Raw genomic sequence first — 17336 nt, forward strand, 5'->3', positions numbered from 1 at the left:
CGACCCAGCTGGCGCAGCCAGTCCAATAAAAGTGCAGCCGATGAGCCGCCATCCACGTCATAATCGGCGAAAATAGCGACCTTCTCGCCACGATCAACAGCGGCGATCAAGCGCTCCGCAGCCAGCTCCATATCCAGAAGCGTCATCGGGTCGGGTAGCAAATCGCGTAAAGCAGGGGCCAGAAACAGATCAATGTCTTCAGGGGCAACGGCGCGCGCCACCAGTATCCGGCAAAGGGCCGGGGGCAGGCCAGTCTGCTGTTCCATGGCCTCCGCCATTCGCAGCGCATCCGCAGACGGGCCGACCCATGCCCGCCCCGTCAGAGAGGTCGTAACGCCAAGAAATCCGCCCGCAGAGCTGGTCAAGTGTCAATCGGGTGGCGGTAATTCATTCGCCGCACAGACCCGGTCTTCGACCGCATCAAAATGGTCTCGGCCGTCAGAAACCCGGGCTCGCGTTTGATGCCCGGCAGGATCGAACCGTCAGTCACGCCAGTGGCGGCAAAAATCACATCGCCCGTCACCATGTCGTCGCGCGTATAGACCCGGTCAAAGTTGGTGATGCCGGCCTTCTTGGCGCGGCCTTTTTCGTCGTCGTTGCGAAACACCAGCTTGCCAAACATCTGCCCGCCCATGCATTTCAACGCGGCAGCCGCCAACACGCCCTCGGGCGCACCACCCGAGCCCATATACATGTCGATGCCCGTCGATGGTTCGGCGCAGTGAATGACACCCGCCACGTCGCCATCAGTGATCAGCCGGATTGCGGCCCCCGTCGTGCGAATTTCCGCAATCATGTCCTCGTGGCGCGGGCGTTCCAGCACGCACACCGTGATATCTTCGGTCGAACAGCCCTTTGCCGCCGCCAGCGCGTTCACCCGCTCGGCAGGCGACATATCCATCGTCACCACACCACGCCGGAACCCCGGCCCGACCGCCAGCTTGTCCATGTAGGTGTCGGGCGCATGCAGCATTGAGCCGCGCGGCCCCATCGCGATAACGGCCAATGCGTTCGGCATATCCTTGGCCGTCAGCGTCGTGCCTTCCAGTGGATCAAGCGCGATATCCACCTGCGGGCCGGTGCCGGTGCCGACTTCCTCGCCGATATATAGCATAGGCGCTTCGTCCCGCTCGCCTTCGCCAATCACAACGACGCCCTGAATCTCGAGGTTGTTCAGCTGCGTTCGCATTGCGTCGACGGCGGCCTGGTCAGCCGCCTTTTCGTCGCCGCGCCCGATCAGGCGTGCAGAGGCCAAAGCCGCCGCCTCGGACACCCGGCCCAGGCCAAGCGAAAGCATACGGTCGTGAAATTCAGGAGCTTCAGGCATGGGTTCTCTATCCGTTAAAGGCCGGTTCCTTCCGTCCTATCGGCCACCCGGCAAGGGGGCAAGGTCTGCGCGGAGCGTGTTAGCGAGAACAGGCGCGCGGGGAGGGTGGTTTTGGGGAAGAGTGCCGGCACATAGCAATCAAGTCGTGATGCGCGCCTTGCGAACATAATGCGCTGTGCGATCAAAAATGTCTGTCCCAGGGTCCACAGGCCCCGCCCCAAATGTCGATATTCGGACACCGTGTAGCGAGATCATCCATCAACTCGAACATGGCGAACTCACAGGTCTTGTGCCCGTAGTGAAACATAATCTCTGTCTCAGGACCCCCTTCGGCAAGGTGTAGAACGTCGTTGCTTTGCGGGGACATGGCGCCAAATGCAGCCATGACTTTCTCCTGTTTGCACTGGATCATATCACCGTCGCGCCTTGCCAGGAACGAAGCTCGGTAGGCGCGTTTTCCGCGATCTCCGATGGCGCGCTCAAGCTCATGCCAAAACGTCAGCCACACTCAAGTCCCCCTATCCCTCCAAACCACACCTTTTAAGGTTTCCCCCCAAAACCCCAGCCGCTATACGCATCCGCGGTGTAAACCTCAGGGGGAAATATTTTATGGCCAACGTAGTCGTCGTCGGCGCCCAGTGGGGCGACGAAGGAAAAGGCAAGATTGTTGACTGGCTCAGCGAACGTGCCGATGTGATCGCGCGGTTTCAGGGTGGCCACAACGCCGGTCACACTCTGGTGATCGACGGCGAAGTTTACAAGCTTCACGCGCTGCCATCGGGCGTCGTGCGGGGCGGAAAATTGTCGGTCATCGGCAACGGCGTCGTGCTTGATCCCTGGCATTTGCTGAAAGAAATCGAGACGATCCGCTCGCAAGGCATTGAAATTACACCCGAAACTCTGATGATCGCCGAGAATACGCCGCTGATCCTGCCTGTCCACGGCGAGTTGGACCGCGCCCGCGAGAACCAGAACTCTGTCGCCAAGATAGGCACCACTGGTCGCGGCATCGGCCCGGCCTACGAAGACAAAGTCGGCCGCCGCGTCGTGCGCGTGGCAGACCTTGCCGATGAAGCCACGCTAGAAGCCCGTGTTGACCGCTTGCTGGTCCACCACGACGCGCTGCGCCGTGGCCTTGGCCTGCCCGCGGTTGACCGCGACGCACTGGTCGCTTCGCTGAAGGACATTGCAAAAGAAATCCTGCCCTACGCCGCGCCCGTCTGGAAAGTCCTGAACGAACGCCGCCGTGCCGGGCAACGCATCTTGTTTGAAGGCGCACAAGGCGCGCTGCTTGATGTCGATTTCGGCACATATCCGTTCGTCACGTCCTCGAACGTCATCGCGGGCCAGGCCGCCACCGGCACAGGGATTGGCCCCGGCTCGATCGACTATGTGCTTGGCATTGTCAAAGCCTATACAACCCGCGTGGGCGAAGGCCCGTTCCCGACCGAATTGTTCGACGACGACGGCCAACGCCTTGGCGAGCGCGGCCACGAATTCGGCACCACCACAGGGCGCAAACGCCGCTGCGGCTGGTTCGACGCCGTGCTTGTGCGCCAGACTTGCGCCACGTCAGGCGTCAATGGCATATCACTGACGAAGCTTGATGTGCTTGATGGCTTTGACGAACTGAAGATTTGCACAGCTTACGAACTTGACGGCGAAATGCTCGACTATCTGCCGACGGCCGCGGACAAACAGGCACGCGTCCAACCCATTTATGAGACGATGAAAGGCTGGAGCGAAAGCACCGCCGGAGCACGAAGCTGGGCTGATCTTCCGGGCGAGGCGGTGAAATACGTCCGCCGCATCGAAGAGTTGATCCAATGCCCGGTCTCGATGGTCTCGACCTCGCCCGAGCGCGAAGACACCATCCTTGTGACCGATCCGTTCGAGGATTGAGCGGAAAAGGGACGGGCCTAGTTCGGCCCTTACGCGCCGGGCGACCAATGCCGCTGGATGAGCGCCGTCAAGCGGACGACGCTGCCGTCAACTATGAAGCGACAAAGTAAAAAACCGGACGCCGCCGAAATTCTTCGACGAAAAATCTGACGCAAATCGTTCAGAGACAGAAGGCCGGAGACCGAAGAGCTAAATAATGACGGGCACCCGAGCAATTTTGGAAGCGATGGCTTGTCTTGCCGTCCCCGCGCAAGCCGAGACATTTTCAGCTGATGTTTGGGCCGACAATTGGGTCTCTCCCAGTATCAATAGCGCGCCAGTTGCCGAGGACAGTATTTCAACCGCGACAGAACGATCGTTCAATGCCGAAAGCTTTTCCTTCACTGCGGACCGGCCATTTACGATCGCGCTGGCGGCAATAGACTTAAGGATAACGATACTGGCCTTGAATATATCGGCACTCGAAAATAGCAGACGGGCGACGGCGGTGTCGTCCTTCAGAATCGCGACGCCAGCGGCCTAGCCGTGGCAGTGACCGGCGCAGGATGGAAATGCATGGTCGCTCACCGCGCCCCCGTGCAGAAATTCTGTGCGGATGAAAGTGATCCGGCTGCCGAGGAAGGCTCCTGTCAGTCCGAGGTCACGGAACAACCGACTGGCAGGGATACGGCCGGGTTTGACGCATCAGACTGGCCTTTCGCAACCGTTCACAGCGAATGTGCTGTAAGCCCGAAAGACGGATATGACCGCATCGCCTGGGATCGCTCTGCGGATTTAATCTGGGGTCCGGACCTTGAGATCGAAAATACAACGCTTTGCCGGTTGGTCGTCGAGTAAAGGCAACGCACAAAAAGGTGTATCGCAGCTTGCCTCTGCAAGCATTTTTCTTTCGCCAAATCACTATGCCAACCCTTCGAGACCTTGACCTCCCAACGCGACGCCCCATAACAACCTCATGGCTCTATCCTACAAATCCCGCCGCCGCCTTTCGCTGCTGATACTTCTGGTCGGCCTGCCGGCCTATGTTATCGTCTCGGTTACCATCATCGGATTGTTCGACCGCCCACCGTTCTGGCTGGAATTGGTCGTCTATCTGGTGCTTGGCGTCCTATGGGCTCTGCCGTTCAAAGCGGTGTTCAAAGGCGTGGGAAAGGCTGACCTGGATGAAATCCCTGACGAGACGTCTTGACTACTGGCAGAGGTGGTCGATCAGCCGGTCCATGAAGGCTTCACCGGCGGTGAATTGTTCAACCGTCAGATATTCGTTCGGCTGATGCGCCATGGCGATATCGCCGGGGCCGCAGATGACACCGGAATACCCGGCATCCTGAAAATGACCCGCTTCAGTGCCGTAACTTACCACATGGCTTGCGTTGTCACCGGTCAGTTTGCGCGCAAGTTGCTCCGCCGGACCATCGTCCTCGGGGCGCAATCCGGGCAATCCGAAATAGGGAACAAGGTCGATCCCGGCGTCGGGATGTACGGCGTTCATTTCGGCCTCAAGACGGCGCACTTCCTCGATAAAGCGCGCCTCCCACTCTGCCCGCGAATCCGTCGGCACATAACGGAAATCCACGCCGAAATGGCAGTCTTTCGCAGTGATGTTATGCGCTGTACCACCGCTGATTTCGCCCACATGCACCGATGTCCACGGCGGATCAAAACATGCGGCACCCTCGGCCGGCTCGGCGGCGGCGCCGGCCGCGTTCATCCGGTTGCACCACTCGATCAGTTTGGCGCCTTCCATGATAGCGTTGACGCCGGTGTGCATCAGCGATGAATGCACTTCGAACCCGCGCACATGGACCTTGAACCCGCTGCCACCTTTGTGGCCTGTCACCACCTTCATCATCGACGGCTCACCGATGATCGCCAAAGCCGCAGGGGGTAGGTTTTCCCGCATCCTCTCGATAAGCGGTGGCGCGCCTTCGCAACCGACTTCCTCGTCGTAGGACAGCGCAACCTGCAAAGGGCGCTTCAACTGCGCCTTGCTCGCCTTGACCAAGGCCACCAAAGCAAGCGCGTCGAACCCCTTCATATCGCAAGTGCCGCGCCCAAACAGCTTGCCGTCTTTCTCGGTCACAACCCACGGATCAGTTGCCCAAGCCTGCCCATCAACAGGCACCACGTCGGTGTGCCCCGACAAAACCACACCGCCGGGCGCGTCGGGTCCGACATGAGCATAAACGGCAGCCTTCTGGCCGTCTTCGTTCAGCATTCGGTGCGAACTCACGCCGTTATCGGACAAAAATGCCTGCACCCAATCGGCAAGATCAAGATTGCTATCCCGGCTCACTGTCGGGAAAGAGACAAGTTTTTCAAGAACTTCGCGCGATGTCAGGGTCATTCAGGCCTCAATACAAAATGGCCCGGCGTCACTTCGTCGTAAACCGAAGGTCCGGGCACGTGGTCCACAGGAAAGATAGGCGAGGGGATCGGCTTAAAGTTTAGATCCCGTTCGGATTTACGTCGGTGTGGGTCCGCAACGGGCACGGCTTTCAGCAGGGCTTGAGTATATTCGTGGCGCGGATCCTCAAATATCGCAGCCCGCGAGCCAAGCTCGACGATCCGGCCCATGTACATAACGCCAACCGTGTGACTGACCCGCTCCACCAACTCCATGTCGTGGCTGATGAACAGGATCGAGACCCCAAGTTCGGCCTGCAATTCCATGATCAGGTCCAACACTTGCGCCTGCGCCGACACGTCCAAGGCCGCCACCGCTTCATCGGCAATGATCAGGCTTGGGTTCAGGGCCAATGCACGCGCAATCGCGATCCGTTGGCGTTGACCGCCCGACAATTCATGCCGATAGCGGCCCAGGAAACTGCGCGGCAATTCCACCCGGTCAAACAATTGCGCCACGCGCTCGCGCTGCTCGTGCGAAGTGCCGATCCCGTCATTCAGCAGTGGCTCGGCCACCTGATCGGCCAGCTTCATCTGCGGATTGAGCGAGGCGAACGGGTCCTGAAACACCATCTGCACCTCGCGCCGCGCAGCCCGCAATTCGGTTTGGTTGTAGTCCATGATGTTTGTGCCGTTCAGCCAGACTTCGCCGGACTGAGGCTCGATCAGCTGCAAAATCGACCGCCCACAAATGGATTTCCCGCAACCGGACTCGCCGACAAGGCTTAGCGTTTCACCCGACTTCACCTGAAACGACACGTCCTTGAGCGCATGCACATTCGCCACCGTGCGACGGAAGAACCCGCCTTTGACCGGGAACCGCGTAACAAGGTTCTTCACATCCAAAAGGACGGTGTCCGACTTCGGCAGGATCGGCCCTTCAACCCTAGGAGGGGCATTCAAAAGCCGCATCGGCTCGGGTGCAGTCTTGCTGGTCATCTCGCCAAGTTTCGGCACGACCGCCAGCAAAGACTGGGTATAGGGATGCTGCGGGTTCTCGAAAATCTCTTCGACCGAACCCTCTTCTGACGAGAACGCGATAAACGGCACCTCTTCTTCTTTGATACGTCGAAAACGCCCTAGTCGATCCGGTTGCGCATCCGGCGCACCATCACGAAAACCAGCGCCAGCACAATAGGCGTTAGGATCGCCAGCGTCATCCCTTTGCCAAGGCCGAGGCCTTCGGCAAAAGGATAGGCCAGATAACCAAGCAAATTCACCGCGTAATAGCTGATCGCTGCGACCGAAAACCCTTCCACCGTGCGCTGTAATTTCAACTGCGCATCGGCGCGCCGATCCATGCTTTCCAAAAGCGCCTGGTTCTGCGCGGATCGCTCCACATCAACTCGCGTTCGCAAAAGATCGCCCGCGCGCATGGCACGTTCCGCCAGCGTCTTCAGACGCGCTTCGGTCGCTTTCACCGTCCGCATCGCCGGATCAAACCGCCGCATCATAAATTCCGCAATCGTCTGACGGCCGTGGAACCGTTCCTCGCGCAGGATCGAGGTCCGCTGATTGACCAACGCCTCGTACGCCCCTGTCGCACCAAATCTAAACGACGACAGGGCGAGGGTTTTCTCCAATTCGGACGAGACCTTCAACAGCGCCTCAAGGGTGTCGGCGGGCTGCGAAACATTGCCCGTCATGTCGCCCATCAACTCGGTCAACCGCGCGTCTATCGCCCCGATCTGCGGCCCCAAGGCGCGCACCCGCGTCAGACCCAACATCGACATCGTCTTATAGGTTTCGATCTCGCAAACGCGCTGGACGACCCGTCCGACCCGCCGCGCACCGGCCTCCGGCGTCACGAAAATAGCAAACCGCATGTGCCCTGCTACATCCAGCCGGAAATCGCCTGCAATTACCGCGCTGTCATCCAGGACCTGACTGACCGCAAGGCTCTCGCTTACAAACCAATTGTCCACCTTCGCTTCAATCACAGCGTCGTCCGCTTCGGCCTCAACACGGATCAGTGCCGACGTTGTCGTCACGCCCGGCGCAACCGCCAGCCAATCCGCCGGAAAAACCTCGAAATCGCGCGGATCAAACGGCGTATCAACAAGGCCGTCCTCGAAAATCGTGTAGGTCACGAATTCTGTATGGCTTTCCCACTTCAGGCGGAACTTGCCGATGTCACCAAAGTAATGCGTGGCGCCAGGTTGCGGATGCTTTGCTCCATAGCGATCAAGCAGTGAAATCAGATGGGCACGATCAAGTTCGCGATCCCGCGCGACTGCGTTCGATACAGGCTTAATCGCCAGATAGGCCGCGCGACACGGCACCGTCAACACCGGGAAGGGGCGGGCGTGAAGCTCGTTTATCATCTGATATCGCAGCGGATGGTCTTGCAGCTGGCTCATGGCACCTCATTTCCTTTTGCAGTATCTAGCCACAAATTTCTAACTGTAAACGAAAAAATCGCCCAATTTCCGAGGTTTAGCGGTAGACGATTGCATACCGTTGAATTGGTGTAAAAAATACGATTGACTTTTTTATCAGGAAGTCATGAAAATATCGAAAGAAATTTCATGGAAAGCCACCGGATTGTCCCTGATCGACATGCCAGACAGCCTGGGGCGTGACATCCGCGCACTGCGCAAATCGCGCAATCTGACCCTGTCGGTTCTGGCCGCAAAGCTCGGTCGCTCGGTTGGTTGGATGTCTCAGGTCGAGCGCGATCTTTCCGAGCCTTCAATGCGCGAGATTAAAGATCTCGCCCGCGCCTTCGACGTGCCGGTGCAAACGCTTTTCGGCCACGCGCCTGCGCCTGAGGGGGAAGAGGGTCGCATCGTGCGCGCCACCGCGCGCCGCCCCATCGGCCACCGCGCCAGCGGTCTTGCTGAAGAACTGCTGTCGCCCGACCTTACCGACGACTTCGAGGTCGTGCATTCCACTTTTGCGCCTCTCGCGCGCCGTGACACGTCTGTGTCGCGGCCTACGCAAGAGGTCGGCTACATCCTCTCTGGCACTCTCGATCTGACGATCGAGGGCACCACACACCGCCTCAATCCTGGCGACAGCTTCCGCATTCGCGGCGAGCCGTTTTTCTGGGTCAATCCGAACAATACGCCGTGCATTGCGATCTGGGTGATCGCACCGCCGGTCTACTAAAAAAGGGAGGACGCCCATGTCTGATTTTCCAACGACCGCCCGCGTGGTCATCATCGGCGGCGGAGCGGTCGGGGCTTCGTCGCTCTACCACCTTGCCAAAGCCGGGTGGACCGATTGCGTCCTGCTGGAAAAAAACGAGCTGACAGCGGGCTCTACATGGCACGCCGCAGGCAACATCCCGACCTTCTCGAACTCCTGGTCGATCATGAACCTGCAGCGGTATTCGACCGAACTGTACCGACGTCTCGCTGACGAGGTCGACTATCCGATGAACTACCACGTCACCGGCTCGATCCGACTGGCGCACACCAAAGAACGCATGCAGGAGTTCGAGCGCGCCGCCAGCATGGGCCGCTATCAGGGCATGGCGATCGAGATCCTCGATCCGGCCGAAACCCAAAACCGTTATCCGTTCCTTGAAACCCACGACATCCTCGGCGCTCTTTATGACCCCTATGACGGGGATATCGACCCGGCCCAATTGACCCAGGCGTTGGCCAAGGGTGCGCGTGACCTCGGCGCACAAATCCACCGCTTTACACCCGCTACTGGCGTGCGTCGCGAGAATGGCGAATGGGTTGTCGAGACCGAGAAGGGCGAGATCCGCTGCGAAGTCGTGGTGAACGCTGCGGGATACTATGCCCAACGCGTCGGCGAATGGTTCAAGCCCTACGGCGGCCGCACCGTTCCGATGATGGTGATGAGCCACCAATATCTTTTGTCCGAAGAAATCCCGGAGATCGTTGCATGGTCCAAAGAAAATGGCCGCAAACTTCCGCTTCTACGCGACGTGGACGTGTCTTACTATCTTCGCCAGGAGAAGAACGGCTTCAATCTGGGCCCCTACGAGCGCAATTGCAAAGCCCATTGGGTCACGCCTGATGACCCGATGCCCGATGATTTCAGCTTTCAGCTTTACCCCGACGACCTTGACCGTCTGGAACACTATATCGAAGACGCAATGGAACGCGTGCCGCTTCTGGGGACCGCAGGCGTCAGCCGCGTGATCAATGGCCCGATCCCTTACGCCCCCGACGGCCTGCCGCTTCTCGGACCGATGCCGGGTGTTTCGAACGCGTTCGAGGCCTGCGTCTTTACCTTCGGCATCGCGCAAGCGGGCGGGGCAGGTAAAATCCTCGCCGAATGGATCACGCAAGGCCACACCGAATGGGACATGTGGTCGGTCGATCCGCGCCGCTATACCGATTACACCGACGAAGACTACTGCATCGAGAAAGGTATGGAGGTTTACGGCCACGAATACGCCATGCATTTCCCATGGCACGAATGGCCCGCCGGACGTGACAAGAAGCTGTCACCGGTCGACGCAAAAGTCCGCGAACTTGGCGGGCAGATGGGCGCCTATAACGGCTGGGAACGCGCCAACTGGTTCGCCAAGGATGGCGACGACACCTCCGAAGAAGCGACGCATACATGGGGGCGCACCGGTCCGTGGGAAAGCCGTATCCGCGAAGAATGCGAAGCGGTGCGTGATGGCGTCGGCGTTCTGGATCTGCCGGGATTTTCGCGCTTTAACCTTTCCGGTGACGGCGCTGCCGAGTGGCTCCAGGGGCGCATCGCGGGCGGCCTTCCAAAGGTCGGTCGCATGAACCTCAGCTACTTCCCAGACGCGCGCGGCCGCATTCTTACCGAAATGTCGCTGATGCGCCACGGAGAGGATTTCTTCACGCTCATCACCGCCGCGGCCGCCCAATGGCACGACCGCGATATCCTTTTGAAGGACCTGCCCGAGGGCCTTACCCTCACCGATCACACAACTGAATATTCCACCCTGATCGTCACCGGGCCAAAGTCCCGTGAGCTGTTTGCGCGTCTTTCAGACGCCGATCTGACGCTGCCATGGCTTTCCCACCAACCAGCCGAAGTGGCGGGGCAAAACGCAGCACTCGCCCGGGTCTCTTTTGCCGGAGAACTCGGCTGGGAAATCCACGCGGCCAACGCCGTCATGCCCGCGATCTATGACGCGGTTCTGGCCGCTGGCGCCAAACCTTTCGGCATGTTTGCCTTGAATTCCCTGCGGATTGAAAAGGGCTACCGTGCATGGAAAGGCGATCTTTCAACTGACTACAGCCTCCTCGAAGGCGGGCTTGACCGCTTTGTCAAACTCGACAAACCACAGGACTTCCCCGGCAAAGTTGCCTTGCAAAACGAAAAGCAGCAGGGCGTCAAAAAGCGCTTTGTGACGCTGACCGTCGAGGCGGGCGATACCGACGCGCCCTATATGACCACCATCTGGGCAGACGGCGAGATTGTCGGCGAAACCACCTCGGGCGCGTGGGGCTACCGCATCAACAAGTCCGTGGCATTGGGCATGTTGCGCGCTGATCTCGCTACCCCCGGCACCACGGTCGAAGTCGAGATCTACGGCGAACGCTTCAGGGCGACGGTCCAAGAAGACCAGCCGCTCTGGGATCCTGCCAACGAACGGATCCGTGCATGATCACACCCGGAGCACGCCGCATCATCCTCGACTTTCCTCTTGGGATCGTCGCCACCATTCGCCCCAATAGGCGACTCGCCGCGTCACCCAAGGGGACGTTTCTGGTGCTGGGTGACACAACGATTGCCTACGGCAACATCCGCTCACTCGGAACCCGCCGAAATCTTTTGAAAACCCCCATGGCCGAGGTCGTTTTCGTCGATACTTTCCGCCGCAAAGGTGTGCGCCTGTCCGGGAATACCGAGATCGTTGAAGGCGAATTCGTGCGCGTTAACACATTGAAAACGAGATGGATTGATACTTGGGGCGGTCTTGCCAAACGGATCAGATCCCTTGTGCTGATCCACGTCGATCAGGCCTCTCCACTCTCCACACCGCCCTACGACGCCGGGGTCACCGAAGACGAAATGATCGAGATATACCGCGGCAAATACGCAAGGATGTTCCCCGCACCATGACCGATATCACCCTCCTTGACGGCGGCCTTGGGCAGGAACTGGTCCATCGTACACCCCACGCCCCAACGAGCCTGTGGTCCACACAGGTCATGATCGACCATCCCGGACTGGTCGAAGCCGTCCACCGCGATTTTTTCGATGCAGGCGCCACCATCGCCACGGCCAACACCTATACTTTGCATGCCGACCGACTGATCGACACGCGGTTCGCCGATCAACAGGAACCCCTGATCGCCGCCGCCTTGAACGCAGCCCTGAGCGCGCGCCATGCCCCGAACCACCGCGTTGCAGGCTCCATCGGGCCGCTCATCGGGAGTTTTCGCCCGGACACGCACCCCGATCTTCCCACGGCTGTTCCGCTTTACGCCGATCTCGCCAAACGCCTTGCCCCAAAGGTCGATCTGATCATCTGCGAAACCGTCGCCTCGTTGATGCACGCTGAAGCAGTCCTTGCGGGCGCACGCCAGACAAACTTGCCCGTTTGGCTGTCGGTCACGCTTGACGATGAAGACGGCAGAAAACTGCGTTCGGGCGAACAGGTGTCGACCTTGGCGCATCTTATGCCCGACGCGTGGCTGGCCAATTGTTCCGTCCCCGAAGCGATGTCCGCAGGCCTCGACGTCCTGGCAACATTTGGCAAACCATACGGCGCCTATGCCAACGGCTTCACCGAGATCACCAAGGATTTTCTGAAGGCCAAAGCCACCGTAGATGCCCTTTCAGCCCGTAAAGACATCACGCCAGAAACATACGCCGATACCGTCCTGCAATGGGTCGATCAGGGCGCGACAATCGTCGGTGGCTGCTGCGAAATTGGCCCCGACCACATCCGTGAAATCGCCCGCCGCCTCAATGCGGCCGGCCATGCAATCGTCTGACAGAGGACTACCTAAAATGAGCGTTCCTGAACAAGCCCGCGTGGTCATTATTGGTGGCGGCATCGTAGGCTGCTCCATTGCCTATCACCTTGCAAAAATTGGCTGGTCCGACGTTGTGTTGATGGAACGTAAACGCCTCACTTCGGGCACCACATGGCACGCCGCCGGGCTCATCGGACAGTTGCGCGCGTCCGCGAATATGACCCGCCTCGCCAAATATACGCAGGAACTATACGTCAATCTTGAAGCCGAAACCGGCGTTCAGACAGGTTGCCGTTGGGTTGGCTCAATCACACTTGCCCTGACCGAGGCGCGTAAAGAAGAACTCCTGCGTCAGGCCTCCATGGCGCGCGCCTTCGGCGTAGAGGTCCATGAAATTTCTCCCAAAGAAGTGACGGAGAAATACCCGCACGTCAAAGTCGACGACATCACGCAAGCGGTCTTTCTGCCTTCGGACGGGCAGGGCGATCCTGCCAATATTACGCAAGCCCTCGCCAAAGGCGCGCGGCTGCGCGGTGCCAAGACACTCGAAGGCACGAAGGTCACGAAAATCCATAAGGACCGCACCCGCGTCACCGGCGTTGACTGGGAAAACGAAGCGGGTGAACGGGGTCATACCGCGTGCGAACACGTTGTTATTGCATCTGGCATGTGGTCGCGCGAGGTCGGCAAAATGGCTGGGGTCAACATTCCGCTCCACGCCTGCGAGCATTTCTACATCGTTACCGAAAGCATTGATAACCTTGGCCAACTTCCCGTTCTACGGGTGCCTGACGAGTGTACATACTACAAAGAAGATGCCGGAAAAATCCTTCTTGGAGCCTTCGAGCCTGTCGCCAAACCATGGGGTATGAACGGCATCCCCGAGAGTTTCGAATTCGACCAGCTTCAGGAAGACTTCGACCATTTCGAGCCGATCCTCGAAAGCGCGATCGAACGTATGCCGATGATGGCTGAGGCCGGGGTCCATACCTTCTTCAACGGCCCAGAAAGCTTCACGCCGGACGATGCCTATCATCTTGGCCTTGCCCCCGGCAGCGACAATGTCTGGGTCGCCGCGGGCTTTAATTCTATCGGTATTCAGTCCGCTGGCGGTGCCGGCATGGCGCTGGCAGAATGGATGAACACCGGTGAAAAGCCGTCTGATCTCGGCGACGTCGACATCGGACGAATGCAGCCGTTTCAGGGCAACGCGCGCTATCTCCACGACCGCTCGATTGAAACCCTTGGCCTTCTTTACGCCGACCATTATCCCTTCCGCCAAAAGGCAACGGCGCGCGGCATTCGCCGCACACCGCTTCACGAACATCTTCTGAAGGCTGGTGGTGTGATGGGCGAAGTCGCGGGTTGGGAGCGCGCCAACTGGTTCGCCAATGAAGGCCAGACACCCGAGTACGAATACAGCTGGAGCCGCCCGAATTGGTTCGAAAATAACGCAGCAGAACACCGCGCGGTTCGCGAAAATGTCGGACTTTACGACATGACATCTTTTGGTAAAATCCGCGTCGAAGGCCGCGACGCCGAGGCGGTAATGAACAAAATCTGCGGCAACGATATGTCCGTGCCGATAGGTCGTATCGTTTACACCCAGTTCCTGAACAGCTGCGGCGGCATCGAAGCTGATGTTACCGTTACACGCCTGTCTGAAACTGCCTACCTTGTGGTCACTCCGGCCGCCACGCGCCTTGCCGATGAAATGTGGATACGGCGCCACGCAGAAGACGCCAATTTTGTCATTACTGACGTCACTGCCGGTGAGGGCGTTATTGCCGTAATGGGCCCAAAAGCGCGCGATCTGATGCGCCTTGTCAGCCCTGACGACTGGTCCAATGAAGCCCATCCCTTCGGCCTCGCTCGCACTATCGAAATCGGCTACGGCCTCGCCCGCGCGCACCGCGTATCTTACGTCGGCGAACTTGGTTGGGAAGTGTACGTCTCGTCCGACATGACCGCACACGTCTACGAAACGCTGGTGGAAGCCGGTGCAGATGTCGGCCTGAAACACGTGGGCCTTCACGCGATGGACAGCCTTCGCATCGAAAAAGCCTTCCGCCACTTTGGCCACGACATCACCTGCGAAGACCATGTCGTCGATGCGGGTCTTTCCTTCGCGGTCAAAACCGCAAAACCCGACTTCATCGGTCGCGAAGCGGTGCTTCAACGCAAAGAAACCGGCCCGAAACTGCGGATGCTGCAATTCCTCCTGACGGACGCCGAACCGCTTCTGTTTCATCACGAACCTATCTTGAAAGACGGCGCATTCGTGGGCTATTTAAGCTCGGGAAGCTACGGCCACACCTTGGGCGGAGCGATCGGGCTTGGCTACGTGCCGGCGGAATTGGCGAAAGACACGGACGGCTGGGAAATCGAAGTCGCAGGTGCGCGCGTTGCCGCCGAAGCGTCCCTGCGCCCCATGTATGATGCGAAATCCGAACGGATGCGCAGCTAAGTCAGCGCCGAGAAAAGCGATGGATCACGGTCTGGTGGAACGTTTCGCCAGACCCCAGCCGAATAGACGGAAAGCCCGCGTGGTTCGGCGCGTCGGGGTGAATTTCCGGCTCAACCGCGATCCCGATATCCATGCCGGTAAATACGTGTACCGCCGGTGCGTCAGAAAGAATTTCAAGTCGCATAACGTCGCTTTCAAGCGTCACGCAAGGCGCAATTCCGTCGTGTTCGGGCAGAACAAAGCAGTGGTCGATATCGTCAGCGGGCGCGCGCGGTATGCGGTAATCCAAAGCCGTCCCCACCACGTCTGTGATCTCTCCGGTGGGGATATTGCCACCGTCCATTGGCAAATACTGTGCGCCATGCACCTGCAAAACATGTCCCGCACGCCCGCGCCCTGAAACAGTCCAGAACGGATGAAATCCGACGTTCATCAACGTTGGCACATCGGTTGTTCCAGCAATCTCCAGGACCAGATCGGCGTCTTCCAAACGATAGGTGACCTCAATCTGCCGCCGCCCTGGAAAAGTGTCTGGCCGAAGGTCGACCGCGAATGTCACCGCTGTTTCTGACACGTCTGCGATATCCCAAACCAAGCGATGAAGGCCTGCGGCGCCCGAATGGAGAAGGTTCGACCCCTCATTTGCGTTAAACGTCAGAACCTGTCCGTTCAGGGGCGCGCGCGCGCCGCCAAGGCGGTTCATCACCGGCCCGACAATCACACCAGAATATGGGTTGGAGCCCGCAGCCGCTTCAAGATCAAGAGTGGGCGTCAAATCATCAATTTCGTCAAACGAAAGCCCGTTAATCCGCGCTCCGAATGTCAGAAATTGCGCTGTCAGACGCCCGTTCCCAAGCGTCACTTCCTGCACGCTTCGCCCGTCGGACAATACACCGAAGTCGCGCAGGCTCATGGAATGTTGATCTCCGCCACAAGTGCGGCCAACGCCGCGCCGTGCATATCGCGATCGTTGACCGTGCCTTGCACGGCAGGACGCGGCAGGGAAAGCTTCACGACCCGTAAATCTTCCATATCAAACCGCTTCAAGGTCTGAACCGGCGTATCCAGAAATCGCGCAACAGCCTGCGTTTCCAACCCATCGCGTACGCGCGCATAAGCTTCGGGCGAACCGCAAAAAATATCCACCGTCAACCAAAACGGCCCGGCGTTCTTCGAGCGCACCTTCTCGACGATCTGCCCCAACTCAGCCATCGACAACCTCCAGCGAAAACGCGTCCATCGGATCATCAAGCCGTAAAACATGGTTCAGGCAAAACTCGTAAATCGCGCCACGATCAATCTCGGCGGGCGAAAACGGAAAGGCGAATGTCGGCTGTTCTTCATCGCGTGTCAGCGGATGATGCAGCAAATAGGGGTTCAGTAATTTAGCGATCTCTCCGGCCAATGCATGCGTCTTCGCCGTTACCAGACCAAGTGCGCCGATCTCAACCGCATCGCTTGTCCGCGTTTCTAATGCGCCAAGCGTCGCATTCTGCCCAATCAGTCTGATTTCTATTGAAAAATCACCTTCCGATGCGGGGGTCCGCGCCAAGGCCTTCGCTGTGCATTTTGCTACAATATCGTCTGCCCAGGCCGCCGCATTCGCCACGTAGTGCCGGTCCCGCAAAAGCGCCATCACGATGGTCTGATATCCGGCCACCCGCGCTCCTTCAAGCTTCACGGTGTAGGCATCAGACGGCACCCATTTCGACCCAGTCACCCGAACCCGTGTGTCGTCGAGCGCCTCATAAACTGCGCGCGTCACGTCCAGAACACCGCCCGGTTCATACAGCAAATAGGGGTCAGAATTCTCGTAAAGCATATGCGCTGAAACTGTATGCGGCGTTGCGTGCGCCCCATCCGCCAAAGGCGTCAGAACAAATGCGTCGTCCTCAAAATCCACCTGCAGCACACCCGACTGCGGGTTCGTCGCACAGAGCGCGCCGCACTCCCCGATCTTTGCGGCATGCCAAGCCAAACCAGCGTCTACGCCGCGCTCTATCGGCAAAGCGGCAATGATTGCGGTGTCTGTCGTGCGTCCGGCAATCACGATGTCGGCGCCCGTGGCAAGAGCGGCCGATATCTGCTCGACCCCTGCAAGCGCCACGATATTCGTGCAGCTTTGGATCAGATCAACGTCAATCTCGGGCGCTGCGGGCAGGGGCGTTACGCGGCCCGTCTCAAACGCCTCGGCCACGACGTCCGGCCCTTGATCCGACCTTAAAACAGCAATCTTCACGCTGTGACCTGTCTCTGCCAGAACTTCGCGCGTGATGTCCAAAAGCCAATCCACGGCCGATCCGGCACCGCAGGTGCCCGCAGTGCCGATCACCAAGGGACAGCC

The 17336-nt window shown here is 59.0% G+C and carries 16 protein-coding genes and 2 pseudogenes; 9 read left to right on the forward strand and 9 right to left on the reverse strand.

The window, feature by feature from the left end; genetic code table 11:
- The 3 genes and pseudogenes from AC221Y_RS09290 to AC221Y_RS09300 all read right to left on the reverse strand — a co-directional run.
- A pseudogene (locus AC221Y_RS09290) lies at nucleotides 1–365 on the reverse strand (single-stranded-DNA-specific exonuclease RecJ); the annotation flags it as partial.
- Nucleotides 362–1327, reverse strand: a complete 966-nt coding sequence (glpX, locus tag AC221Y_RS09295; RefSeq protein WP_299755167.1) for a class II fructose-bisphosphatase — start codon at nucleotides 1325–1327, stop codon at nucleotides 362–364. The gene glpX and the pseudogene AC221Y_RS09290, both read right to left, overlap by 4 nt.
- A gap of 181 nt (nucleotides 1328–1508) precedes the next feature.
- Nucleotides 1509–1835 (reverse strand): hypothetical protein, encoded by a 327-nt coding sequence (locus AC221Y_RS09300; RefSeq protein ID WP_486707213.1) that lies wholly within the window; start codon nucleotides 1833–1835, stop codon nucleotides 1509–1511.
- Between the two features lie 101 nt (nucleotides 1836–1936).
- Between AC221Y_RS09300 and AC221Y_RS09305 the strand changes: the two genes are divergently transcribed.
- From AC221Y_RS09305 to AC221Y_RS09320, 4 genes are all read left to right on the forward strand, one after another.
- The gene (locus AC221Y_RS09305; RefSeq protein ID WP_486707214.1) at nucleotides 1937–3229 is read left to right on the forward strand and encodes an adenylosuccinate synthase; all 1293 of its coding nucleotides are present in this window, start codon (nucleotides 1937–1939) and stop codon (nucleotides 3227–3229) included.
- Between the two features lie 196 nt (nucleotides 3230–3425).
- Nucleotides 3426–3752 (forward strand): hypothetical protein, encoded by a 327-nt coding sequence (locus AC221Y_RS09310; RefSeq protein WP_486707215.1) that lies wholly within the window; start codon nucleotides 3426–3428, stop codon nucleotides 3750–3752.
- Nucleotides 3753–3784: 32 nt separating this feature from the next.
- A complete protein-coding gene (locus AC221Y_RS09315) occupies nucleotides 3785–4066 on the forward strand; it encodes a hypothetical protein (protein WP_299753679.1) in 282 nt (93 codons plus the stop codon).
- 118 nt (nucleotides 4067–4184) lie between these two features.
- Nucleotides 4185–4418 (forward strand): DUF2842 domain-containing protein, encoded by a 234-nt coding sequence (locus AC221Y_RS09320; protein WP_299753678.1) that lies wholly within the window; start codon nucleotides 4185–4187, stop codon nucleotides 4416–4418.
- Here AC221Y_RS09320 and argE read toward each other — a convergent pair whose 3' ends face one another.
- The 3 genes and pseudogenes from argE to AC221Y_RS09335 all read right to left on the reverse strand — a co-directional run bounded on the left by argE (nucleotide 4419) and on the right by AC221Y_RS09335 (nucleotide 7995).
- Nucleotides 4419–5576 carry an acetylornithine deacetylase gene (argE, locus tag AC221Y_RS09325; RefSeq protein ID WP_299753677.1) on the reverse strand — a complete coding sequence of 386 codons (1158 nt, stop codon included), beginning with the start codon at nucleotides 5574–5576 and terminating at the stop codon, nucleotides 4419–4421.
- Nucleotides 5573–6661: pseudogene (locus AC221Y_RS09330) on the reverse strand (ATP-binding cassette domain-containing protein); the annotation flags it as partial. The pseudogene AC221Y_RS09330 and the gene argE, both read right to left, overlap by 4 nt.
- Nucleotides 6662–6714: 53 nt before the next feature.
- Complete coding sequence (locus AC221Y_RS09335; protein WP_299753676.1) at nucleotides 6715–7995, reverse strand: DUF3422 family protein; 1281 nt, start codon at nucleotides 7993–7995, stop codon at nucleotides 6715–6717.
- 199 nt (nucleotides 7996–8194) lie between these two features.
- On the opposite strand from AC221Y_RS09335, the gene AC221Y_RS09340 reads away from it, so the two are divergent.
- The 5 genes from AC221Y_RS09340 to AC221Y_RS09360 are packed head-to-tail and all read left to right on the forward strand — an operon-like array spanning nucleotide 8195 to nucleotide 14992.
- Nucleotides 8195–8746, forward strand: coding sequence for a helix-turn-helix domain-containing protein (locus AC221Y_RS09340; protein ID WP_299753680.1), 552 nt, complete (start codon nucleotides 8195–8197; stop codon nucleotides 8744–8746).
- A gap of 16 nt (nucleotides 8747–8762) precedes the next feature.
- Nucleotides 8763–11207 (forward strand): GcvT family protein, encoded by a 2445-nt coding sequence (locus AC221Y_RS09345; protein ID WP_486707216.1) that lies wholly within the window; start codon nucleotides 8763–8765, stop codon nucleotides 11205–11207.
- Entirely contained in the window at nucleotides 11204–11665 is a 462-nt protein-coding gene (locus AC221Y_RS09350) for a pyridoxamine 5'-phosphate oxidase family protein (protein ID WP_486707217.1), read from the forward strand. Before AC221Y_RS09345 ends, AC221Y_RS09350 begins: the two co-directional genes overlap by 4 nt.
- Entirely contained in the window at nucleotides 11662–12543 is an 882-nt protein-coding gene (locus AC221Y_RS09355) for a homocysteine S-methyltransferase family protein (protein WP_299753673.1), read from the forward strand. Before AC221Y_RS09350 ends, AC221Y_RS09355 begins: the two co-directional genes overlap by 4 nt.
- Nucleotides 12544–12559: 16 nt before the next feature.
- Nucleotides 12560–14992: a GcvT family protein gene (locus AC221Y_RS09360; protein ID WP_299753672.1), complete on the forward strand. Its 2433-nt coding sequence runs from the start codon at nucleotides 12560–12562 to the stop codon at nucleotides 14990–14992.
- Between the two features lies 1 nt (nucleotide 14993).
- Here the strand turns inward: AC221Y_RS09360 and AC221Y_RS09365 are convergent, their stop codons facing one another.
- The 3 genes from AC221Y_RS09365 to AC221Y_RS09375 form a co-directional block, all read right to left on the reverse strand.
- The gene (locus AC221Y_RS09365; RefSeq protein WP_486707218.1) at nucleotides 14994–15905 is read right to left on the reverse strand and encodes an aldose epimerase family protein; all 912 of its coding nucleotides are present in this window, start codon (nucleotides 15903–15905) and stop codon (nucleotides 14994–14996) included.
- Nucleotides 15902–16204 carry a DUF4387 family protein gene (locus tag AC221Y_RS09370; RefSeq protein ID WP_299753670.1) on the reverse strand — a complete coding sequence of 101 codons (303 nt, stop codon included), beginning with the start codon at nucleotides 16202–16204 and terminating at the stop codon, nucleotides 15902–15904. The genes AC221Y_RS09365 and AC221Y_RS09370 overlap by 4 nt, the downstream gene beginning before the upstream one ends.
- The coding region (locus AC221Y_RS09375) for an acyclic terpene utilization AtuA family protein (RefSeq protein WP_486707219.1) at nucleotides 16197–17336 on the reverse strand (1140 nt) is incomplete at its 5' end. The genes AC221Y_RS09375 and AC221Y_RS09370, both read right to left, overlap by 8 nt.

It is taken from the genome of Boseongicola sp., from assembly GCF_057460485.1.